This is a genomic window from Phytohabitans sp. LZ39 (assembly GCF_059359075.1).
Window position 1 is genome coordinate 249,340 of the sequence record NZ_JCADBM010000009.1, and the last position, 22,100, is coordinate 271,439.

The 22,100-nt window shown below is 72.5% G+C and carries 19 protein-coding genes and 1 pseudogene; 15 read left to right on the plus strand and 5 right to left on the minus strand.

Annotated features, from left to right (window positions below; translation table 11 throughout):
* Positions 1-569 precede the first annotated feature (569 nt).
* The 10 genes from AC5L36_RS19680 to AC5L36_RS19725 are packed head-to-tail and all read left to right on the plus strand — an operon-like array spanning position 570 to position 11,380.
* Positions 570-2,207: a carbamoyltransferase family protein gene (locus AC5L36_RS19680; protein WP_441218134.1), complete on the plus strand. Its 1,638-nt coding sequence runs from the start codon at positions 570-572 to the stop codon at positions 2,205-2,207.
* Positions 2,204-3,145, plus strand: a complete 942-nt coding sequence (locus tag AC5L36_RS19685; protein WP_494908568.1) for a glycosyltransferase family 2 protein — start codon at positions 2,204-2,206, stop codon at positions 3,143-3,145. The genes AC5L36_RS19680 and AC5L36_RS19685 overlap by 4 nt, the downstream gene beginning before the upstream one ends.
* Entirely contained in the window at positions 3,145-4,737 is a 1,593-nt protein-coding gene (locus AC5L36_RS19690; protein WP_441218138.1) for an HAD-IIIA family hydrolase, read from the plus strand. Before AC5L36_RS19685 ends, AC5L36_RS19690 begins: the two co-directional genes overlap by 1 nt.
* Positions 4,734-5,684, plus strand: a complete 951-nt coding sequence (locus AC5L36_RS19695) for a glycosyltransferase (RefSeq protein ID WP_441218140.1) — start codon at positions 4,734-4,736, stop codon at positions 5,682-5,684. Before AC5L36_RS19690 ends, AC5L36_RS19695 begins: the two co-directional genes overlap by 4 nt.
* Positions 5,669-6,886, plus strand: a complete 1,218-nt coding sequence (locus AC5L36_RS19700) for a glycosyltransferase (RefSeq protein WP_441218142.1) — start codon at positions 5,669-5,671, stop codon at positions 6,884-6,886. The genes AC5L36_RS19695 and AC5L36_RS19700 overlap by 16 nt, the downstream gene beginning before the upstream one ends.
* The gene (locus tag AC5L36_RS19705) at positions 6,886-7,509 is read left to right on the plus strand and encodes a D-sedoheptulose-7-phosphate isomerase (protein ID WP_441218144.1); all 624 of its coding nucleotides are present in this window, start codon (positions 6,886-6,888) and stop codon (positions 7,507-7,509) included. The genes AC5L36_RS19700 and AC5L36_RS19705 overlap by 1 nt, the downstream gene beginning before the upstream one ends.
* On the plus strand, positions 7,509-8,882 hold the full coding sequence (locus tag AC5L36_RS19710) for a PfkB family carbohydrate kinase (RefSeq protein WP_441218245.1): 1,374 nt from the start codon (positions 7,509-7,511) through the stop codon (positions 8,880-8,882). Before AC5L36_RS19705 ends, AC5L36_RS19710 begins: the two co-directional genes overlap by 1 nt.
* Complete coding sequence (locus AC5L36_RS19715; RefSeq protein ID WP_441218146.1) at positions 8,882-9,568, plus strand: SDR family oxidoreductase; 687 nt, start codon at positions 8,882-8,884, stop codon at positions 9,566-9,568. The genes AC5L36_RS19710 and AC5L36_RS19715 overlap by 1 nt, the downstream gene beginning before the upstream one ends.
* The gene (locus AC5L36_RS19720; RefSeq protein ID WP_441218148.1) at positions 9,565-10,452 is read left to right on the plus strand and encodes a glycosyltransferase family 9 protein; all 888 of its coding nucleotides are present in this window, start codon (positions 9,565-9,567) and stop codon (positions 10,450-10,452) included. Before AC5L36_RS19715 ends, AC5L36_RS19720 begins: the two co-directional genes overlap by 4 nt.
* Positions 10,436-11,380 carry a DNA topoisomerase IB gene (locus AC5L36_RS19725; RefSeq protein WP_441218150.1) on the plus strand — a complete coding sequence of 315 codons (945 nt, stop codon included), beginning with the start codon at positions 10,436-10,438 and terminating at the stop codon, positions 11,378-11,380. Before AC5L36_RS19720 ends, AC5L36_RS19725 begins: the two co-directional genes overlap by 17 nt.
* A 530-nt stretch (positions 11,381-11,910) precedes the next feature.
* Here the strand turns inward: AC5L36_RS19725 and AC5L36_RS19730 are convergent.
* Positions 11,911-12,933, minus strand: coding sequence for a LacI family DNA-binding transcriptional regulator (locus tag AC5L36_RS19730; RefSeq protein WP_441218152.1), 1,023 nt, complete (start codon positions 12,931-12,933; stop codon positions 11,911-11,913).
* Positions 12,934-13,122: 189 nt separating this feature from the next.
* On the opposite strand from AC5L36_RS19730, the gene AC5L36_RS19735 reads away from it, so the two are divergent.
* Positions 13,123-13,356 carry a hypothetical protein gene (locus AC5L36_RS19735; RefSeq protein WP_441218154.1) on the plus strand — a complete coding sequence of 78 codons (234 nt, stop codon included), beginning with the start codon at positions 13,123-13,125 and terminating at the stop codon, positions 13,354-13,356.
* Between the two features lie 86 nt (positions 13,357-13,442).
* Here AC5L36_RS19735 and AC5L36_RS19740 read toward each other — a convergent pair whose 3' ends face one another.
* Complete coding sequence (locus AC5L36_RS19740; protein WP_441218156.1) at positions 13,443-14,081, minus strand: CGNR zinc finger domain-containing protein; 639 nt, start codon at positions 14,079-14,081, stop codon at positions 13,443-13,445.
* A gap of 42 nt (positions 14,082-14,123) precedes the next feature.
* Here AC5L36_RS19740 and AC5L36_RS19745 point away from each other — a divergent pair, with 42 nt between their 5' ends.
* A complete protein-coding gene (locus tag AC5L36_RS19745) occupies positions 14,124-15,347 on the plus strand; it encodes an MFS transporter (protein ID WP_441218158.1) in 1,224 nt (407 codons plus the stop codon).
* Here AC5L36_RS19745 and AC5L36_RS19750 read toward each other — a convergent pair.
* Positions 15,282-15,665 (minus strand): DUF4180 domain-containing protein, encoded by a 384-nt coding sequence (locus AC5L36_RS19750; protein WP_441218160.1) that lies wholly within the window; start codon positions 15,663-15,665, stop codon positions 15,282-15,284. The genes AC5L36_RS19745 and AC5L36_RS19750 overlap by 66 nt on opposite strands.
* Before the next feature lie 77 nt (positions 15,666-15,742).
* On the opposite strand from AC5L36_RS19750, the gene AC5L36_RS19755 reads away from it, so the two are divergent.
* Positions 15,743-16,402 (plus strand): hypothetical protein, encoded by a 660-nt coding sequence (locus tag AC5L36_RS19755; RefSeq protein WP_441218162.1) that lies wholly within the window; start codon positions 15,743-15,745, stop codon positions 16,400-16,402.
* Positions 16,403-16,418: 16 nt separating this feature from the next.
* On the opposite strand, the gene AC5L36_RS19760 is transcribed toward AC5L36_RS19755, so the two are convergent.
* Complete coding sequence (locus tag AC5L36_RS19760; protein WP_441218247.1) at positions 16,419-17,072, minus strand: MBL fold metallo-hydrolase; 654 nt, start codon at positions 17,070-17,072, stop codon at positions 16,419-16,421.
* Positions 17,073-17,080: 8 nt separating this feature from the next.
* Positions 17,081-17,803, minus strand: a complete 723-nt coding sequence (locus AC5L36_RS19765) for a maleylpyruvate isomerase family mycothiol-dependent enzyme (RefSeq protein WP_441218164.1) — start codon at positions 17,801-17,803, stop codon at positions 17,081-17,083.
* Positions 17,804-17,968: 165 nt separating this feature from the next.
* Between AC5L36_RS19765 and rsgA the strand changes: the two genes are divergently transcribed.
* Together rsgA and uvrA are read left to right on the plus strand one after the other, a co-directional pair.
* Entirely contained in the window at positions 17,969-19,021 is a 1,053-nt protein-coding gene (rsgA, locus tag AC5L36_RS19770; RefSeq protein WP_441218166.1) for a ribosome small subunit-dependent GTPase A, read from the plus strand.
* An 88-nt stretch (positions 19,022-19,109) separates the two neighbouring features.
* Positions 19,110-22,052 (plus strand): annotated as a pseudogene (uvrA, locus tag AC5L36_RS19775) (excinuclease ABC subunit UvrA); the annotation flags it as partial.
* Positions 22,053-22,100 lie beyond the last annotated feature (48 nt).

Here is a 22,100-nt window from a genome sequence, read left to right on the forward strand (position 1 = left end):
GTCGCCGTGCGCGCGGTCCAAGATTCGAGATCTAGGAGAGTCAGGGCGCCATACCAGCCCTAACTCTCCTAGATCTCAAGGTTTCTCGGCTGAGCCTGCTGACGCCGCGTCACAGATGGTGGTCCTGGCTTCGCGCGCTGGCTGCGGTTTAGGGGTGGCCGGGCCGCGCCGGCCCACCCTTCCCACTGTTCGCGGATGTGGCTCAGCATGTGGGCGGTGTCATGATCGTTCGCCCAAATGGGCGTGACACAGGGGCAACAGGTACCGAGATGGCTTGCACCGCGGGCCTGGCAGTGGACGGCCGGGGGTTTCGGCTCGGTCTGCGAGCCGCCGGCCGGGAGCGGTGCCCGCGGGAGCATACGGTCTACAGCTGACGCGGACGTGGGCAAATATGTCTTTCACGAGGGCGCGACACCCCGACTCCGAAAAGGTCTGTCTAGATTCGCGGTGTGGAGATCGGGCGGGTGCCGGCGACGTTCGCGGAGCAGGCGCGGCCGCTGGAAAGCGAGGCGGTGGCCGCCGCGCCGTGACCGTGGTTAGACCAGGCATGCGGGGGTATCTCTGCGGGCATGCGGGTGCTAGGTGTCAACGCGATCTTCCATGATCCGGCGGCTGCCCTTGTCGTGGACGGGCGGGTCGTGGCGGCTGCCGAGGAGGAGCGGTTCAGTCGGCGTAAGCATGGCAAGCGGCCCGTGCCGTTCAGCGCCTGGGAGTTGCCGGAGCTGGCCGCCGCGTGGTGCCTCGAGTCCGCCGGGCTGGAGCCGGGCGACCTCGACGCGGTGGGGTACTCGTTCGACCCCGCGCTCTGTGGCGAGGTGGTCGGCGAGAGCGACCCGTGGGACTGGCTGCGGGTGGAGTATGCCCAGCGTGCGCCCCAGTTTCTCGCCACCGCGCTGCCTGGGCTGGACCCCGGTGCGGTGCGGTTCGTGCCGCACCACGTCGCGCATGCCGCCTCGGCGGGGCTGGCCATGCCGCACCGGGACGACGCCGCGGTGCTCGTGCTCGACGGGCGGGGTGAGGCGGCGAGCCATCTGGCCGGCGCGTACCGGGACGGCCACCTCACCACGCTCTACACGCAGCGGCTGCCGCACTCGCTCGGCCTGCTCTACGAGGATCTGACCCGCCACCTGGGTTTCACGCACTCCAGCGACGAGTACAAGGTGATGGCGCTCGCGTCCTACGGCGAGCCCAAGCACCTGCCGCTGCTGCGCGAGCTGGTCCGCGCGACCGGCGACGGTGGCTTCACCGTGGCGCCGATCGAGTGGGACACGCTCGCGAAGGTGCGCCCGGCCGGCGCGGAGATGGCGGCCGAGCACGCCGACCTCGCCGCCAGCGTGCAGGCGCGGCTGGAGGAGGTGCTGCTCGACCTCGCCCGCTGGACGTTCGACGCGGCCGGCGGGCCGCGCGTGCTGGCGATGGCCGGCGGCACCGCGCTCAACTGCGTCGCCAACGCGCGGATCGCGGCCGAGGGGCCATTCGATCACGTGTGGGTGCAGCCGGCGGCGGGTGACGCCGGCACCGCGCTCGGTGCCGCGCTGCACCTCGCACGGGAGAGTGGGCCGCGGCCGGAGGCCATGCCCGGGGCCGCGCTCGGCCGTGGCTGGAGCGACGGCGAGCTGGAGGCGGAGCTGCGGCGGGCCGGGCTGCCCTTCAGCCGGCCGGACTCGATCGCCGCGGAGGCCGCGCGGGTGCTCGCCGGCAACGGCATCGTGGCGTGGTTCCAGGGTCGCAGCGAATACGGGCCGCGTGCGCTCGGCCACCGCTCGCTGCTCGCCCACCCCGGCGACAAGGACACGACCCGCCGCATGAACGACGTGAAGGGGCGCGAGCAGTTCCGCCCGATCGCGCCGATGGTGCGGGCCGAGCGGGCGGCCGAGGTGTTCGACGGAGTGTTGCCGAGCCCGTACATGCTGTTCGTCCACAGTGTCCGGCCACAGTGGCGGGAGCGGATCCCGGCGGTGGTCCACGTCGACGGCACCGCTCGGGTGCAGACAGTGGACAGTGCGGACGAGCCGCTGGTGGCGGAGATGCTGGCGGAGTTCGACCGGCTGACCGGGCTGCCGGTCGTGGTCAACACGTCGCTCAACACGGCCGGGCGGCCGATGGTGGACACGCCCCGCGAAGCGATGGAGCTCTTCGGCTCGGCGCCGGTCGACCTGCTGGCACTCGGCCCGTACGCGGTGCACCGGACGGGAGCCTTCGTTTGATCTCGATCGTGGTGCCGACCCTGGGCCGGCCGAGCCTCTCCGCGCTCCTCGAACGCCTGGCACCCTCCATAGAGGATGGCGCGGAGATCCTCGTGGTCGACGACCGCAAGGACCAGTCCGGCCCGCTGGACGTGCCGTACGCGAAGGTCCTCAGTGGACCTGGCCGGGGACCCGCCGCGGCGCGCAACACGGGGTGGCGGGCCGCCCGCTTCCCCTGGGTGGCCTTCCTCGACGACGACGTGGTGCCCGACCCGGACTGGTTCGCGCGGCTGCGCGCGGACCTGGAGGTGCCCGATCGAGTGGGCGGCGTGCAGGGCCGGGTGTGGGTGCCGCTGCCGGCGGACCGCCCGCCGACCGACTGGGAGCGCTCGACCGCCGGCCTGGAGGATTCCCGCTGGATCACCGCGGACATGGCGTACCGGCGGGCCGCGCTGGTCGAGTCGGGCGGCTTCGACGAGCGCTTCCCGCGCGCGTACCGGGAGGACGCCGAGCTGGCCTACCGGGTGCGGCGCGCGGGCTGGCAACTCGTCCGTGGCGCGCGGCGGGTCACCCATCCGGTGCGACCGGAAGGCCCCTGGGCGAGCCTGCGGGCGCAGCGCGGCAACGCCGATGACGCACTGTTGCGGCACATGTACGGACCGCGTTGGCGAACGCTCGTGGAAGCGCTCCCCGGGCGGCGGCCCCGGCACGCCGTGGTGACCGCCGCGCTGGCCGTGGCCGTCGCGGTGCCGCGTCTGCGCCCGGTCGCCGGGGCCGTGTGGCTCGCGGGTACGGCGGAGTTCGCCGCGGCCCGAGTCCGGCCCGGTCCGAAGACGCCCCGGGAGGTCGGCACGACGCTCCTGACCAGTCTCTTCATCCCGCCGCTCGCGACCGCCCACTGGCTGCGCGGATGGTGGCGGTGGCGGGGCGCGCGCCCGCTCGGCGGGCGGTTCTGTTGATGTTTACTTCTCTCCTCCCCGGGAACCAGCGCTACGTGCGAAGCCACCTGTTCGACGCGGTTCTCTTCGACCGCGACGGCACGCTCGTGGAGGACGTGCCGTACAACGGGGATCCCGCCCTGGTGCGCCCGATGCCCGGCGCGCGGGCGGCACTGGATCGGCTTCGCGCCGCGGGTTTCAAGCTCGGTGTGGTGACCAACCAGTCAGGGATCGCGCGGGGACGGCTGGCGCCGGAGGATGTGGCGAAGGTCAACGCGCGCGTCGAGGAGCTGCTCGGCCCGTTCGACACCTGGCAGGTGTGTCCGCACGGGGAGCGCGACGGGTGCCGGTGTCGCAAACCACAACCCGGCATGGTCATCGATGCCGCCGCGGCGCTGGGGACCACACCCCAGCGCTGTGTAGTCGTCGGCGACATCGGCCGCGACATGGCGGCCGCCGGTGCCGCGGGTGCGGCCGGCATCCTGGTGCCCACGGCGGTGACCCGGGTCGAGGAGGTCGCCGCCGCGCCCACCGTGGCCGGCGACCTGCCCGCGGCCGTGCACCAGATCCTCCGCCGGGCCCGCCTGGTGCCGCCGGGTACGCCCCGGCCCCGCCACGGCACCGTGCTCGTGGCCCGCCCGGACTCGGCCGGCGACGTGCTCGTCACCGGGCCGGCGATCCGGGCCGTCGCGGCCGGCGCCGAGCGAGTCGTGATGCTCTGCGGTCCGCGCGGCCGCCGCGCCGCCGAGCTGCTGCCCGGTGTCGACGAGCTGATCGAGTGGCGGCTGCCCTGGATCGACCCGAGCCCGGAGCCGCTCGCCAGGTCCGAAGTGGACGGCATGGTGGACCGGATCGCCGCGGCGGCGCCGGAGGAGGCGGTGCTCTTCACCTCGTTCCACCAGTCGGCGCTGCCGCTGGCGCTGGTGCTGCGGATGGCCGGCGTGCGCCGGATCTTCGCGATCAGCGACGACTACCCCGGCTCCCTTCTGGACGTTCGCCACCGCGTGCCGCTCGGCATCCCCGAGACGGAGCGCGCGCTGTCGCTCGCCGCCGCGGCCGGCTTTCCGTTGCCCGCCGACGACGTGCCGGAGCTGCGGCTGCGCGGGGCCGAAGGCGGCACGGACCTCGCGCCCGGCTATGTCGTCGTGCACCCCGGCGCCTCGGTGCCCGCCCGTTCCTGCCCGCCGGAGCGGTACGCCGCGATCGTCACCGCGCTCACCGACGCCGGCCACCGCGTGGTGGTCACCGGCGGGCCGGACGAGCGCCCGCTCAGCGCCCGCGTGGCCGGCGCCGCCGCGCTAGACCTCGGCGGCCAGACCTCGCTCGGCGCGCTCGCCGCGGTCATCGCGCGGGCCGCCTGCCTCGTCGTCGCCAACACCGGCCCCGCCCACCTGGCCGCCGCGGTCGGCACACCGGTCGTGAGCCTCTTCGCGCCGACGGTCCCGTTTGGACAGTGGGGGCCGTACCGCGTGCCGTGGGTACGGCTCGGCGACGCCACCGCGCCCTGCCGGAACACCCGGGCCGCGGTCTGCCCGGTCGACGGCCATCCCTGCCTGTCCACAGTGGATCCGCTTGCCGTGGTGGAGGCGGTGCGCCGAGTGGGTGTGACATGAACATCCTGCTCTGGCACGTCCATGGGTCGTGGACGACCGCGTTCGTGCACGGAAAGCACCGCTACCTCGTGCCGGTGACCCCCGACCGCGGGCCGTACGGTCTCGGCCGCGCCCGCACGTACGCCTGGCCCCACACGATCGAGGAGGTGCCGCCGGAGCGCCTCGCCACCGAGGACGTCGACGTCGTGGTGGTGCAGCGCCCCGAGGAGCTGGAGCTGGTGGACCGCTGGCTCGGCCGCCGCCCGCCCCTGGTCTACGTGGAGCACAACACGCCCAAGGGCGACGTGCCCAACTCCCGCCATCCCATGGCCGACCGGGACGACCTCCTCGTCGTCCACGTCACCCACTTCAACGAGCTCTTCTGGGATACCGGCGGAACGCGTACGGCGGTCGTCGAGCACGGCGTGGTGCCGCCGGCCGCCCGCTACTCCGGTGACCTGTCCCGCCTCGCCGTCGCCACCAACGAGCCGGTGCGCCGTGGCCGGGTCACCGGCACCGACCTGTTTCCGCGTTTCGCGGCCGTGGCGCCGCTCGACGTGTACGGGATGGGCGTCACCGATCTCGATCGACTGTCCGGAGTGGACGCGCACGAAGACCTTCCACAGGAGCGGATGCACGCCGAGCTGGCCCGGCGCCGGGCGTACCTGCACCTGTGCCGGTGGACCTCGCTCGGGTTGAGCCTGATCGAGGCGATGACGATGGGCATGCCGGTCGTCGCGCTGGCCACTACCGAGGCGGTCCGGGCGGTGCCGCCCGACGCGGGCGTGCTCTCCACCCGTGTGGAGGACCTGGTGGAGGCGGCCCGCTGGCTGCTGGAGGAGCCGGGGGAGGCGCGCCGGCTCGGCGCCCGCGCCCGAGCCGTCGCGAACGAGCGTTACGGCCTCGACCGGTTTCTGGCCGACTGGGACAGCCTGCTTGAGGAGGTTTCACCATGCGCATCGCGATGATCTCGGAACACGCCAGCCCGCTGGCCGCGCTCGGAGGCGTCGACGCCGGCGGGCAGAACACCCACGTCGCCGAGCTGGCCGCCGCGCTCGCCGCCGAGGGGCACGAGATACGCGTGTACACGCGCCGGGACTCCCCGGACCAGCCGGCGCTCGTGCCGATGCGGGAAGGCGTCACGGTCGCGCACGTGCCGGCCGGGCCGCCCGAGCCCCTCCCCAAGGACGAGCTGCTGCCGCACATGAAGGACTTCAGCCGCTGGCTCGTCGACGAGTGGCGCGGGGACGACTGGGCGCCGACCGTGGCGCACGCCCACTTCTGGATGAGCGGGCTGGCCGCCGTCACCGCGGGCCGCCAGACCGGCGTGCCGGTCGTGCAGACGTACCACGCGCTCGGCACGGTGAAGAAGCGGCACCAGGGCGCGGCCGACACCAGCCCGCCACGGCGCATCGGCTACGAGCGGGCGCTCGGCCGCGCCGTCGACCGGGTCGTCGCGCAGTGCCAGGACGAGGTGCGCGAGCTGGTCCGCATGGGCGTGCCGCGCAGCCGGATGGCGGTCATACCGTCCGGTGTGGACAGCGAGAAGTTCTCACCGGACGGGCCCGCGGAGCCGCGCGACCCGGACCGGCCGCGGATCCTGACGGTCGGGCGGTTCGTGGAGCGCAAGGGCTTCGCCGACCTCATCCGCGCGCTGAAGATCGTGCCCGGCGCCGAGTGCGTCATCGTGGGTGGGCCGCCGGCCGGAAACCTCGACACCGACCCGTTCGCCGGCAAGCTCCGCAGCCTCGCCGAGTCCACGAAGGTCGCCGACCGGGTCAAGCTCGTCGGTGCCGTGCCGGCGAACGAGATGCCCCGCTGGTACCGCTCCGCCGACATCCTGGCGAGCACGCCCTGGTACGAGCCGTTCGGGCTCACGCCGCTCGAGGCGATGGCCTGCGGCGTGCCCGTGGTCGCGTCCGCCGTCGGCGGCCTCACCGACACCGTCGTGGACGGGCTCACCGGCGACCTCGTGCCGCCGCGCGACCCGCGTTCGCTGGGCATGGCGCTGCGCCGCGTGCTCGGCGATCCGGTGCGGCGGTTCGCGTACGCCACCGCGGCGCTCGACCGGGCCCGCCAGTGCTACTCGTGGAAGCGCGCGGCCGAGCAGCTGAGCGCTGTCTACGCGACGGTCAGCGGGGTGCGCCGCCCGACCGGGGCGGTGGCCTGATGGGCGACGGTCAGGTGTCGGCGTTGGACAGTCACCTGGCGGGCCTGGCGACGGCGCTCGTGCCGTACCGCCAGGCGGCCCGAAAGCTCTCCCGCTGGGGACACGAGCTGGCCCGGCTGCTGGTCGGCGGCGGGCGGCTGCTGGTGGCTGGCAACGGCGGGAGCGCCGCCGAGGCCCAGCACCTCACCGCCGAGCTCGTGGGCAAGCTGCGTGACGACCGGCCGGCGCTGTCGGCGATCGCGCTGACCGCGGAGACGTCCTCGCTCACCGCCATCGGCAACGACTTCGGGTACGACGAGGTCTTCGCCCGGCAGGTGCGCGCCCACGGCCGGCCCGGTGACGCGCTGCTGCTGCTGTCGACCAGCGGGCGCAGCACCAACCTGCTGGCCGCCGCGGAGGCCGCCGACTCGCTCGGCATCCGGGTGCTCGGGCTGACCGGGCCGACGCCCAACCCGCTCGCCGAGCTCTGCTCGGACGTGCTCGCGGTGCCGTCGCCCGACGCGCAGGTCGTGCAGGAGCTGCACCTTGTCTCCGTGCACGTGCTCTGCGAGTACGTCGACCTGGCGCTGCCGTCACTCCCGGCGCCCGCGTGGCGCGCAGTACCGGTGGGAGGACTCTCGTGATCGTCATAGTTGGTGACACGCTGCTCGACCGGGACGTCGACGGTGCGGTCAACCGGGTCAGCCCGGACGCGCCGGTGCCCGTGCTGGCCGAGCGGTCCACATCGGACCGTCCTGGCGGTGCCGGGCTGGCGGCGCTGCTGGCCGCGCGGCGGGGCGAGTACGTCGCGCTCGTCACCGGCCTCGCCGGCGACGCGGGCGGGGCCCGGCTGAGCACCCTGCTGTCCGAGGCCGGCGTCCGTATCTACCCCCTGCCCATGACCGGCAGCACCCCGGAGAAGATCCGGCTGAGCGCGCGCGGGCAGGTGCTGCTGCGGCTGGACCGGGGCGACGCCGAAGTGGACGGTGAGCCGACCGAAGCCGCGCTGATGGCCATCGCGGAGGCGGACGCGATCCTGGTCAGCGACTACGGGCGCGGCGTCGCCCGGCATCCCACCCTGCGGGCGGCCCTCGCCGAGGCGACCGCGCCGGTCGTGTGGGATCCGCATCCGCGCGGGCCCGCGCCGGTACGGGGCGTGCGGCTGGCCACCCCGAACGAGGCCGAGGTCCGCCACCTGACCGGCGACCAGGCCGGCGGCAACCGGGTCGCCGCCGCCGCGCGGGGCGGGCAGGAGCTGCGCGGGCGCTGGCGCACCGGCGCGGTCGCGGTGACGATGGGCGGCGACGGCGCGCTGCTCTGCCACGGCCCGACGCCGCTGGTCGTGCCGACCCCCGGGCGCGTCGACGGAGACACCTGCGGCGCCGGCGACCGCTTCGCCACGACCGCCGCGCTCGCCCTCGCCGGTGGCGCGCTGGTCTCCGAGGCGGTACAGGCGGCGGTGCGGGAGGCGACCGCGTACGTGGCGAGCGGGGGAGTGCGTGCGGTGCTCGCCCCGGACGAGCTGGAGGTGGGCGCCGCGGGCATCGGCCGGGAGGCGGCGGGCGAGCTCGTCGCTGCGGTACGCGCCCGCGGCGGGCGGGTGGTCGCCACCGGCGGCTGCTTCGACCTGCTGCACGCCGGCCACATCGCCACGCTGGAGGCGGCCCGCCGGCTCGGCGACTGCCTCGTCGTCTGCCTCAACTCCGACAGCAGCGTCACCGGCCTCAAGGGACCGGACCGGCCCATGGTCCGTCAGGAAGACCGGGCCCGGCTGCTGGCCGCGCTCTCCGCCGTCGACGCGGTCGTGGTCTTCGACGAGTCCACACCGGACGCGGTGCTCTCCTGGCTGCGCCCGGACGTGTGGGTCAAGGGCGGCGACTACGGCAGCGACGGCGGGTTACTCCCGGAGGCCGACCTCGTTCAACGGTGGGGTGGGGAGTGCGTGATCGTGCCGTACCTGGACGGCCGCTCGACGACGCGGATGATCGCGGCGGCTCGGCATCTGGAGGGAGTCTGATGAAGGTCGTTCTCGTGACCGGTGGCTCGAGTGGGCTCGGCGCCTCGGTGGTCGCCGCCGCGGCGAAGGAGGGCTGGCAGCCCTACATCCTGGACCGGCAGGCACCCGTGTCACCGGTCGACGGCGCGTCCTGGGTGGAGTGTGACCTCGCGGACACCCGCGCGGCCGAAGACGCCACGCGGCGGATCGCGGCCGAGGCCGGCCGGCTCGACGCCGTCGTGACCGCGGCCGGCGTCGACGTGCCGGGCCGGCTGGCGGACGTGCCGGCGGAGGTGTGGGAGCGCACCGTCACGATCGACCTGCTCGCCACCGCGGCCGTCGTGCGGGCGGCGCTGCCGGCCCTGGAGCGGGCGCACGGCACGGTCGTCACCGTGGCCTCGACGCTCGGGTTCAAGGCGGTCAGCGACGCGACCGCGTACTGTGCCGCGAAGTTCGGGGTCGTGGGCTTCACCCGCGCGCTCGCCGCCGAGCTCGCCGGCACGGTCGGCGTGACGCTGCTCGTGCCGGGCGGCATGCGCACGCCGTTCTTCGACGGGCGGGACGAGCAGTACAAGCCCGGCCCGGACGCGCAGCTCAACGACCCGGACAACACCGCCGGCGCGGTCATGTTCGCGCTCAACCAGCCGCCCGGCTCCGCGGTACGCGAGATCGTGGTCTGCGCGGAGCAGGAGTCGTCCTACCCATGATCCTGGTGCTGCGGGCGTTGGGGATCGGCGACCTCGCCACGGGTGTGCCGGCACTGCGCGCGCTGCGCCGGGCGTTTCCGGAGCGGACGCTCGCGCTCGCCGCGCCCACCTGGCTCAGCCCGCTCGTCGAGCTGGTGGGCGGCATCGACGCGGTGGTGCCCTGCGACGGCCTGGAGCCGCGGACGCTGCCGAAGGCCTCGTTGGCGGTCAACCTCCACGGCAAGGGGCCGCGGTCACACCGGCTGCTGCGCCGCTCGCGGCCCGCGCGGCTGTGGGCGTTCGCGTGTCCGGAGGCGGAGCATGTGGACGGCCCGGAGTGGAACGACAGCGAGCACGAGGTGCGGCGCTGGTGCCGGATGCTGGAGTGGTACGGCATTCCGACCGACCCCACCGATCTCTCGCTGGCGGTGCCCTCTCGGCCGCCGCGCGAGGGCGTCGCGGTCGTGCACCCCGGCGCCAAGGCCGCGTCCCGCCGCTGGCCGCCGCAGCGCTTCGCCACCGTGGCACGAGACCTGGCCAGCCGGGGGTACGAGGTGGTGGTCACCGGCTCCGCCGCCGAGCGGCCGATCGCCGAGTGCGTGGCCGCCCTGGCCGACCTCCCCGGCGACGCGGTGCTCGCCGGCGGCACCGATCCGGCCGAGCTGGCCGGCGTGGTCGCGCACGCGCGGCTTGTGGTGAGCGGCGACACCGGCGTCGGCCACCTGGCGACCGCGTACCGGATCCCGTCGGTCGTCATGTTCGGGCCGATGACGCCCGACCTGTGGGGCCCGCCGCCCGACCGGCCCGAGCACCGCGCACTCTGGCGCGGGCCGACCGTGGCGTCGATCGGAGTCGAGGAGGTGCTCGCCGCTGTGGACGAGGTGACGTGTGCGGCTGCGGCGTAGCGACGTGTCCAAGCCCGGCTACGGCCGGCGCAGGACCTCCTTTGTGGACGAACAAGGTCGGAAGATCACCGATCCGGAAACGGTGCGGCGCCTGCGTGACCTCGTGATACCACCCGCCTGGAAGGACGTGTGGATCTCGCCGGACCCGCGCGGGCACATCCAGGCCACCGGCGTCGACGCGGCCGGCCGCAAGCAGTACCTCTACCACCCACAGTGGAGGGTCGCGCGGGACGCGGCGAAACACGAACACGTGCTCGACGTCGCGGCCCGGCTGCCCGCGCTGCGCCGCCGGATCAACGCCGACCTCGGCGGGCGGGGCCTGACCCGGGAGCGGGTGCTGGCGGCTATCGCCGCGCTGCTCGACCTCGGCGCGTTCCGGGTCGGCGGCGACGAGTACGCCGGCGGCGAGGACCCGACCTACGGCGTGTCCACGCTCCGCCCCGAGCACGTGCGCGGGCGCAAAGGCTGCATCGTGCTGGAGTTTCCGGCCAAGGGCGGCGTCGAGCAGGCCTGCGAGGTCACCGACGGGCGGGTGTGCGAGGTGCTGCGGGCGCTGCGCCGCCGCCGCAAGGGCAGCGAGCGGCTGTTCGCCTACTGGAAGGGCAACGGCTGGCACGACGTGCGCAGCGACGAGGTCAACGAGTACCTGCGCGAAGCGAGCGGGGTCGACATGACCGCCAAGGACTTCCGCACCTGGCACGCGACGGTGCTGGCCGCCGCGAAGCTGGCCGGCGAGGGTCCGCAGGGCTCGGCGACCCGGCGCAAGCGCACGGTGGCGGCGGTGATGCGCGAGGTGGCCGAGCTGCTGGGCAACACACCCGCGGTGGCCAAGGCCTCCTACGTCGACCCGCGGGTGATCGACCTCTACCACGACGGCCAGGTGGTGTCCGCGCCCACGGAGAAGGCCGTCCGTGACCTGCTCTCCTGACCGGGCAGTAACGGAGCCGCGCGGCGCGCCGCTCTTACCAGGTGACAGCCGTGGGGCCGGCGCGGAGGGGCACCGGCCCCACGGCACGCCGTGCTCGGTCTCCGGGCACAGGAATCCAAACCCAAAAGCAGATGTGGGCTACCGCGACGTCCGTCGTGGTCTGGACCGCTGCTCCCGCGGCCTCACCCATCCGCCGCTGGTCACGCTCGCCCCTTTGCCTCCCGCGGATGCGCGGCCAGCGGTATTTGTCCAATATGCCCGTCGTCGAACAGGGCTTCGTCGCTCTGAGTAAACACCGCTGCCGGGCGCGCGATCCAAGATTCCAGATCTTGGAGAGTTAGGGCGCCATATCAACCCTAACTATCCTAGATCTCGATGTTCTCAGCCGAGCCTGCTGACGCTGCGTCATAGACGGCGGCCGGCCCCATCCTGTGCGGGCGGAAATCCAGGTAGTGCCGGGGACCCGTGCCGGTCCCGTCACCCGCGCGCCCCGGAATGTCCAACAAGCCAGGGTAGAGGCCGCGGGAGCGCTACTGCGGGGGCGGACCGGTGGAGTCGCGGACGACGAGGCGGCAGGGCTGGCGGATGACGCCGGAGGTGGGCTGGCCGTCGAGGGCGGCGAAGAGGTGCTTGACGGCCGTCTCGCCGAGCTGCTGGAGGTTGAGGTCCACAGTGGTCAGCGGCGGCTGGCAGTCGGACGCGAACTCGTGCCAGTTGTCGTATCCCACGATGGAGATGTCGTCGGGGATCTGGCGGCCGAGCTCGCGAACGGTATTGGCCACGCCGGTCGCGATCTGGTCGTTGCCGCAGAAGATGGCGTCGACGTCCGGATGCGCGGTGAGGATCGTGCGGGCGGCGTGGCGGCCCCAGCGCTGCGACCACTCGCCGTAGAGCGGGTCGCCGCCGGCGAGCGGCAGGCCGGCGTCGGTCAACACCTTCCGCACCGTGGCCGCGCGGTCGCGGGCGGCGCGGTACGTCTCCGGGCCGGTGACGTGCGCGATGGTGCGGCGGCCCAGCGACACGAGGTGCTCGGTGGCGAGGCGGGCGCCGTGCTCGTCGTCGGCCAGGACGGACAGGTCGTTGGCGTCGTCTGACTCGCCGTACACGTAGACGACCGGGACCGGGATCTGGCGGGTGAGCGACGGGCGCAGGTCGTTGGAGTCGCCGAGCACGACGAAGCCGTCGACCTGGCGGGCGATCAGTGTGCGGATGTAGTGCTGGCGCCGGATCGCGTCGCCGCGGGCGTCGCAGAGCAGCACGGACATCTGGCCGTTGGCCAGGGCGTTTTCCACGCCGAGCAGGATCGGGATGGAAAACCGGCCGGCGAGCTCGTCGGTCAGCAGGCCGATCGTGCGGGTGCGTCCCGTGAGGAGCCCGCGAGCTAGTACGTTGGGCTGGAAAGCGAGCTCGTCGGCCGCCTGGAGGACCCGGCGGCGGGTCTCCGGGGCGACCTCGTCACGGGCGTTGAGCGCCTTCGACGCGGTGGCCACCGACACGCCCGCGCGGCGAGCCACGTCGGTCAGCGTGACGGGGCGAGAACGCTGCCTGGCCACCGAAATCCTTTCGTGAGGCGTTTCGTCGGAGGGTACACCAAGACACCCTTGACAGCCTTATGGCGCCGTCGCTAGATTGCCGAAAAGGTTTTCGGCCACCGGGCGGCCAGGTCCTATCCGACCATCAAAGGGTGGCCGCATGTCCGGTGTTTGCCAGGTTCACGTTCACATAGACGGTGGTGGCTGGGCATGATCGGACCGGTGCTCCCGTCGGCGGGTGCGCCGCGCCCGCTGGGCGTGGACGCGGTGCGGCTCCGCGGCGGCTTCTGGGGTGAGCGCCAGGAGCGCAACGCGGAGGCGACGACCCCGCACGTGCACCGGTGGCTGGAGGAGACCGGCCGGTTGGGCGACTTCCACCTTTGGGCAAACCGGGGCCCGGCTTCGATGCGGGTCTGGCTCCCGGTGACATCACAGGCTGAGTAAAGGAAGGGAGGGCACCACACCCCACGGTCCCCGGCTGGTGGCTCCGACCTGCGCCCGGCTAGTCGGGCCACCAGCCGGCTACCCCCTCAAGCCTTTACGGTGGAAGCGCGCACTGCCCGCCGGCGTGCGGTGAGCTTGCGCGCCTTGGCCTGCGCGCCACAGTCGGCCATCGCGCACCAGCGGCGCGAGCCGTTTCGACTCTGGTCGAGGAAGAGCCAGCCGCAGCCGCCCTCGTCCACCGGACACTCCTTGAGCTGCCCCGGATCGACGGTGCGCAGCAACTCCACCGCCGCGAACGCGAGCCGGTCGGGCAACAGGAACGCCGGGTCGGTGCCGACCACCACCGCCGCCGGGTGATCCGCGGCCCCGACCAATGTGGAGCGTGCGGCGGCGGCCGCCCAGCGGAGGGTGAGGTGCTCCAGCGCCGCGCTGTCAGGGCTGGAATCCGCGAGGGTCGCGCGGAGAACTTCGTACACCGACTCCCGGACATCGAGTGTCGCGTGCAGTGCCTGGCCGGCGGACCCGGACCTGGCTCGCCAGGCCGCGCTGACGACGCGGGCCTCGCCCGCGTCGGCCAGGCCGACCCGCTGTGACCAGGCGAGCAGCTCCGCCGGGGACGTGAGGTGCTCCTGGCCGCCCGGTCGCCGTGGCGTCACGGTGTTGACCAGGTCGAGCACCGGGTGCCCGCCGACGATCCGCAAATCCGGCTTGCGCTCCTCCGACACGCCTGAGATGCTACCACCGTAACCGGCTTTAGTGGAGACACCGTGACGATATCGAAACGGCGTGCCACCGGTGCCCTGGTGGCGTTGTCGGTGGCCACGTTCACGTACGTGACGACCGAGGTGCTGCCCATCGGCCTGCTCAGGGTGATGGCCGACGACCTCGGCCGCTCCGACTCGGAGATCGGGCTGCTGGTGACGGGCTACGCGGGCGTGGTGGTGCTCGCCTCCATCCCGCTCACCTACCTGACCGGCCATATCCCGCGGCGCTGGCTGCTCACCGTCACGCTGGCCATCTTCGTGACCGGCGCGCTGGTTACCGCCATCGCCGCGAACTACTGGGTGCTGCTCGCCGCCCGCCTCGCGATCGCGCTCACCCAGGCCCTCTTCTGGTCGGTCGTCGGCCCGACCGCGGCCGGCCTCTTCCCGCCCGAGGTGCGCGGCCGGGCGGTCGCCCGCCTCTCGATCGGGGCCGCACTGTCCCCTGTGGTCGGTGTGCCGGTGGGCACGTGGATCGGGCAGCTGGCCGGGTGGCGGGTGGCCTTCCTGGTAATGGCGGCCGCGGGGCTGGCGACATGCGTGGCGGTCGCGGCGCTGGTGCCGACGTTCGCGCCGGCGGAGGGCGGTGCCGCGCGTGGCACCGCGCCGGACGTCCGCCGCTACGCCATCCTCGTCGTGGCGTGCCCGATCGGCGTGGCCGGATCCATGACGGCGTACACCTACGTGACGCCCTTCCTCCTCGACGTGAGCGGCTTCGCGCCATCGGCACTCGGGCCGCTCCTCCTCGTCACCGGCGTGGCGGGCGTGACCGGCACGCTGGTCGTCGGCCGCTTCCTCGACCGCCGGCCGTGGGGTTCGCTGGTCGTGCCGCTCACCGCGACGGTCACCGCGCTGCTGGCCCTCTACACCCTCGGCACCGCCAAGGCGGCGGCCGTCGTGACGGTCGCGCTCGCCCTGATGGCTTACTCGGCGTTCGCGGTCGCGGTCCAAAACCGCACACTCCAGGTCGCGCCCGGCAGCACCGACCTCGCCGGGGCGGGCATGGGCTCCGCGTTCAACTTGGGCATCGCGGGCGGCTCACTCCTGGGCGGTGGTTTGATCCAAACCGAAGGTGTACGAAGCGTCGCGCTAGCCGGCGCCGCACTAGCGGCCGCCGCTCTCGCCCTCTTCCTCGCCGAGCCGAGACTGGCGCGCTCCGCGCGGTCACGCCCCGGGGCTGGCGGCGTCCTCGCCCGCGAGCCGGTCTCGGAGCTCGGCCCGGGTGCCTAGAAACCAGTTCTGCTTGCGGCGGTTGCTCTCCCGGACGAAGTCGCGGAGGGCGTTGCTCGCCTCGACGTGCGCCGACACGTCGCCGATGATGGCCACCCGCAGCCGGTAGTTGGCGAGCTTCTGGAGGAATTCCCCGGCGATCCCGTTGCTGAGCCTGAAAAACTCGGGATCGAACCGCGCGGCCGGGATGGCGATGAAGTCGGCCTGGTGCTCGTAGGTGGCAGCGATGAGATCGAGGGCATCAGCGCCACTCCCGATGGCCGGCCCCTCCTCGGGGACGCTGAGCACACGCACACCATGGATCTCTTCGACCGTCATGGCCGCGATCGTAGAGACTCAGACCCGCGCCCGCTCGACGATTTCCTCAGCCGGGCCGGGTCGAGTTTCGCGCCCGAGTGACGCTGGATCTCGCCGAGCCGCACATGCTCGTGCCGGCGAACCTGCCGCCGAGCGGCGAACACCGTACGCTGCCGCTGGGTGGCGCGATCCAGGTCACCGGCGAAGAAAAACATCTCGATGCCCTGCAACCGCTGTTGCGGCCAGAGGGGGAGTGCTGGGCATACGTGACGCTGCACGAGATCGTCGAAGAGACCGCCCGGACCTCCAAGACGGTCGTCGAGGTGCGGGTCGACGGCGAGCGTGTCGGGCAGCTCACGCCCAAGATGAGCGGTGAGCTGCTACCCGCCATCCGGCACATCGCGGAGATGGAGGCGAGCACGTCGGCGCGAGCGATCGTCAAGGGCAACCGGATCAAGGCGGAAGTCGTGCTCTATGTGGCCCGCGCGCATGAGCTTCCGGACACCTGGCTCAACGGGGTGGCGGATCGCAAGCCCCCGGCCGCTGCGGAAGCGGTCGTCGCCGCAGCCGCGGTGCCCCGGACTCAGCCGCGCGAACACGGTCCGATCCCGCCACCGCCGACGTCGATCCGGTTTACGGTGCCACCGGAATGGCCGGCTCCGCCGTCAGGATGGGTGCCACCGCCGGGCTGGCGCCCCGACCCGGCCTGGCCGCCGGCGCCCACAGGCTGGCAGTGGTGGGTGCCGGCTTGGGAATGACGGCGGCGCGAGGCCACTACCAGCCGCGGGCGTGCCACTCCGGGAGGCTCGGGCGTTCCGCGCCCAGCGTGCTGTCCTTGCCGTGGCCGGGATAGAACCAGGTCTCGTCCGGCAGTCTGTCGAAGAGCTTGCGCTCGACGTCGCCGATCAGGGACTCGAAGTCTGCCCTGACGCCACGGGTGTTTCCCACGCCGCCGGGGAAGAGGCTGTCGCCCGTGAAGAGGTGATGGACGCCCGCCGGGTCGGCGTAGAGCAGGGCGATCGAGCCCGGCGTGTGGCCGACCAGGTGGATGACCTCCAGCGGGCAGTCGCCGACGGAGATGACGTCTCCATCGTGGACGGTCTCGGAGGTGACCGGGAGCTCGCCGGCGTCGGCCTCGTGCGCCAGCGATCTGGCGCCGGTCTCGGCGATCACCTCCTCCAGCGCCACCCAGTGGTCCATGTGGCGGTGGGTGGTGACCACAGTGGACAGGGTGTCGTCGCCGACGAGCGAGAGCAGCCGTGGCGCGTCGTTGGCGGCGTCGACGAGGAGGAGTGAGCCGGTCGCGTTGCAGCGCAACAGGTACGCGTTGTTGTCCATCGGGCCGACCGACACCTTGGTGATGGTGAGCGCTTCCAGCGTGCGGACGTCGGGTGGGCCGCCCGGGGTGACGTCTCCGGTGTAAGGCATGGCGGTCATCAGATCCAGGCGGGTGGGGTGGGCAGGGGGCCTGCGGGTGTCGCGTCGAGGTCTACACCGGACGATCGGCCGGCCAGCCAGGCCGCCAGCTCGAACGTCGGGCCGGCGATCACCGGGGTGTCCCGCTCCACCTGGCCGATCGTGAGGTCGTGCGCGAGCTCGGTCGGCCGGAGGATCAGCGGGGTGACGCCGGTGGCGTTGGTGAGGTCGCTGACCACCTCGCGGAGCAGGTGCTGGCTGAACGCGTCTGGCCAGTCGCTCGGCTTGTATCCGGCGTCGAGGTCGACGTGGTGCACCTCGACCTCGCGCAGGCGGCCCCACACGCAGGTGGCGGCCGGGGCTTTGCGGCCGCCGGTCCGTTCGACGATGGTGCCCCAGGCGTCGGCGGGCATCTCGGCGGCCGCTTCGGCGAGGCGGGCGGAGGCCACGCGCAGGTCTTCGAGCTGCTCGGCCAGCGGGCGGGCGGCGCCCTCCCGGATGCCGGCCTCGCGGGCCTCGGCGCTCGCGTATCCGGGGGTGCGCACCCCGGTGCGGGCCCAGGTCAGGAGGTTGAACTGGGAGTCGGCGTTTCGCGCGAGGTGGGTGAGCACGTGGCCGCGGGTCCAGCCGGGCAGGAGGGACGGGGCCGTCAAGGCGTCGTCGTCCAAAGCCGCCGCGGTGCGCAGCAGCCGGTCGGTGGCGCGGTCGAGCTCGGGCAGGAGTACGAGCGGGTCAGCCGTCACACTCCTGACCCTACAGAAATGGCTTTCGCCCCACCGGCATTGGACCTTACGGTCTGGGGCAGACGCGTCACGACGAAGGCCCGGGGAGAGGAGGTGGGGAGCTATGGCTTTCCTCGCCTCACGTTGTTCGAGTTTCTGAGTCTCCTCTCACAAAGGGTTGTACCGATGACGTTCGATCTTGCGTCCCTCGGTTGGGACGGCAGCCACACCATGCCCGACGGCGACGCCCAGCCCGGCCGGGTCGTGCGGGTCGACCGCGGCGTCTGCACCGTGCTGTGCGCCGAGGGCACCGTGCGCGCCAGCCTCGCCGGCGCGATCCTCTCGGCGGCCGCCCGCGATCCGGTCAACCTGCCCTGCGCGGGCGACTGGGTGACCGTGCGCACGTGGCCGGACGAACGGATAACGGTGGAGTCCGTGCTGCCGCGCCGGACGGCGATCGTGCGCCGCACGTCCGACAAGGACTCGGTCGGGCAGGTGCTCGCCGCCAACGTCGACGCGGCAGCCGTGGTCGAGCCGATGCATCCGGCGCCCGACGTCGGCCGCGTCGAACGCCTGCTCGCGCTCGCCTGGGAGTCCGGCGCGCAGCCCGTGGTGGTACTCACAAAATGTGATCTGGCCGCGGATCCGGGTGCGGTGGTCGCGGAGATCGCGCAGGCCGCGCCCGGTGTCGAGGTTCTCGCCGTCAGCGCGCAGCGCGGTGACGGTCTCGCCGAGCTGGCGCCGCACGTGGCGTGGGGGCGCACGCTGGCGCTGCTCGGGCCCTCCGGCGCGGGCAAGTCGACGCTCGTCAACGCGCTCGCCGGCGCGGTGGTGATGGGCACGCAGACCATCCGGCGTGTGGACGGCAAGGGACGGCACACGACCACGTATCGGGCGTTGATCCCGATTCCGGACGGCGGTGCGGTTCTCGACACTCCCGGCATCCGCGCGGTGGGCCTGCTGGACGCGGAGGAGGGGTTGGACCGGGCCTTCGCGGACGTGGCCGACCTGGCCGCGACCTGCCGCTTCGCGGACTGCCAGCACGACGGGGAGCCGGGCTGCGCGGTGCGCGCGGCGTTGGACGCCGGAGACCTCCCACCTCGGCGGTACGAGAGCTGGCTGAAGCTCCAGCGGGAGATCGCTTACGAGATGCGGCGCAAGGACGCGCGGCTGCTGGCCGAGCAGCGGGCGATGTGGAAGCGGATCCACAAGGAGGTGCGCGGCCACAACCGTCCCTGAGCTGCGGGAATGTGGCGGCTCCGGAAAGTGTCATACCGGGGGTCTAAAGTCGTTCCGGCAGTCTGGACGTTCTCCCCGGGGGCACATAGTGGCGGATCGGTTGATCATTCGTGGCGCGCGCGAGCACAACCTGCGCGACGTCAACCTTGACCTACCCCGCGACGCCATGATCGTTTTCACCGGGCTCTCCGGGTCTGGTAAGTCAAGCCTCGCGTTCGACACGATCTTCGCGGAGGGCCAGCGGCGATACGTGGAGTCGCTGTCGTCATACGCGCGGCAGTTCCTCGGGCAGATGGACAAGCCCGACGTCGACTTCATCGAGGGCCTCAGCCCGGCCGTCTCGATCGACCAGAAGTCGACGTCGCGTAACCCGCGTTCCACGGTCGGCACGATCACCGAGGTCTACGACTACCTGCGGCTCCTCTTCGCCCGGGTGGGTGAGCCGCACTGCCCCAAGTGTGGCCGCCCGATCTCCCGCCAGACGCCGCAGCAGATCGTCGACCGGGTGCTGGCGATGGACGAGGGCACCCGGTTCCAGGTGCTCGCGCCGGTGGTCCGGGGCCGCAAGGGTGAGTATGTCGACCTGTTCGCCGAGCTCCAGGCGAAGGGATACGCGCGGGTCCGCATCGACGGGGTGGTCTACCCGCTGACCGAGCCGCCCAAGTTGAAAAAGCAGGAAAAGCACACGATCGAGGTGGTCGTCGACCGCCTCACGGTCAAGGCGAGCGCCAAGCAGCGGCTCACCGACTCGGTCGAGACCGCGCTGCGGCTGGCGGCCGGCGTGGTGCTGCTCGAGTTCGTCGACCTGCCCGAGGATGACGAGCACCGCGAGCGCACGTTCTCGGAGCACCTCGCGTGTCCCTACGACGACCTGTCGTTCGAGGCGATGGAGCCGCGCTCGTTCTCGTTCAACTCGCCTTACGGCGCCTGCCCCGAGTGCACCGGCCTCGGCACCAAGAAAGAGGTCGACCCAGAGCTCGTGGTGCCCGACCCGGAGCGCACGCTGCGCGAGGGGGCGATCCAGCCGTGGGCCGGCGGCACCACGTTGGAATACTTCATTCGGCTGCTCGAGGCGCTCGGCGACCAGGAGCACTTCGACATCGACACGCCGTGGCGGGCGCTCCCGTCGCGCGCGCAGAAGACGATCCTGCACGGTGCCGAAGACCAGGTGCACGTGCGCTACCGCAACAAGTACGGGCGCGAGCGCTCCTACTACACCGGCTTCGAGGGCGTGGTGCAGTGGATCGAGCGGCGCCACTCCGACACCGAGTCCGACTGGTCGCGCGACAAGTACGAGGGGTACATGCGCGACGTGCCCTGCCCCACGTGCGGCGGCGCGCGGCTCAAGCCCGAGGTGCTCGCGGTCACGATCGACGGCAAGAGCATCGCCGAGGTGTGCAACCTGTCGGTGGGTGAGTGCGCCGACCTGCTGGGCGCGATGACGCTCAACGACCGGCAGAAGATGATCGCCGAGCGGGTGCTCAAGGAGATCAACGCGCGGCTGCGCTTCCTTGTCGACGTGGGTCTCGACTACCTGTCGCTCGACCGGCCGGCGGGCACGCTCTCCGGCGGCGAGGCGCAGCGCATCCGGCTCGCCACCCAGATCGGCTCCGGCCTGGTCGGCGTGCTGTACGTGCTGGACGAGCCGTCGATCGGCCTCCACCAGCGTGACAACCACCGGCTGATCGAGACGCTGGTCCGGCTCAAAAATCTCGGCAACACGTTGATCGTGGTCGAGCACGACGAAGACACGATCCGCACCGCCGACTGGGTGGTCGACATCGGCCCCGGCGCGGGCGAGCATGGCGGTCACATCGTGCACAGCGGCTCGGTCGACGGCCTGCTGAAGAGCAAGGAGTCGATCACCGGCGCCTACCTCTCCGGCCGTCGCCAGATCCCCACACCGGGGATGCGGCGCATGCAGATTCCGGGGCGCGAGCTGGTGGTGCAGGGCGCCCGCGAGCACAACCTGAAGAACCTGACGGTGTCGTTCCCGCTGGGGCAGTTCATCGCGGTCACCGGCGTCTCGGGCTCGGGCAAGTCCACGTTGGTCAACGACATCCTGTACACGGTGCTGGCCAACCAGATCAACGGCGCCCGCCTGGTGCCCGGGCGGCACACGCGGATCACCGGCATCGACGAGGTCGACAAGGTGGTGGGCGTCGACCAGTCACCCATCGGCCGCACCCCGCGGTCCAACCCCGCGACGTACACCGGCGTCTTCGACAACATCCGCAAGCTCTTCGCGGAGACCACCGAGGCCAAGGTCCGGGGCTATGGGCCGGGGCGGTTCTCGTTCAACGTGAAGGGTGGCCGCTGCGAAAACTGCGCGGGCGACGGCACGATCAAGATCGAGATGAACTTCCTGCCCGACGTCTACGTCCCGTGCGAGGTCTGCAAGGGCGCCCGATACAACCGGGAGACGCTCGAGGTGCACTACAAGGGGCGCACGATCTCCGAGGTGCTGGAGATGCCGATCGAGGAGGCGTCCACCTTCTTCGAGGCGATCCCGGCGATCCACCGCCACCTCAAGACGCTCGTCGACGTCGGGTTGGGCTACGTGCGCCTCGGCCAGCCGGCACCCACCCTCTCCGGTGGTGAGGCGCAGCGGGTCAAGCTGGCATCCGAGCTGCAAAAGCGTTCGACCGGCCGCACGGTCTACGTGCTGGACGAGCCGACCACCGGCCTCCACTTCGAAGACATCCGCAAGCTGCTGCGGGTGCTGGAGAGCCTCGTCGACAAGGGCAATACGGTGATCGTGATCGAGCACAACCTCGACGTGATCAAGACGGCCGACTGGCTGATCGACATGGGCCCCCAGGGCGGTCACAAGGGCGGCACGGTGGTCGCGACCGGCACGCCCGAGGAGATCGCCGAGGTGCCCGACAGCGCGACCGGTCAGTACCTGCGGCACGTGCTCGGCCTGGACGGCGAGGCGGTGGGCGCCGCCGAGGCGACCACCCGGGCCGCGAAGGCAAACGGTGCCGCCACCACCAAGCGGGCGCCGGCGGCCGCCGCACCCCGAAAGGCCACCAGCGCCAAGACCACCGCCGCGGCGAAGGGCACCAAGGCCGCCGCG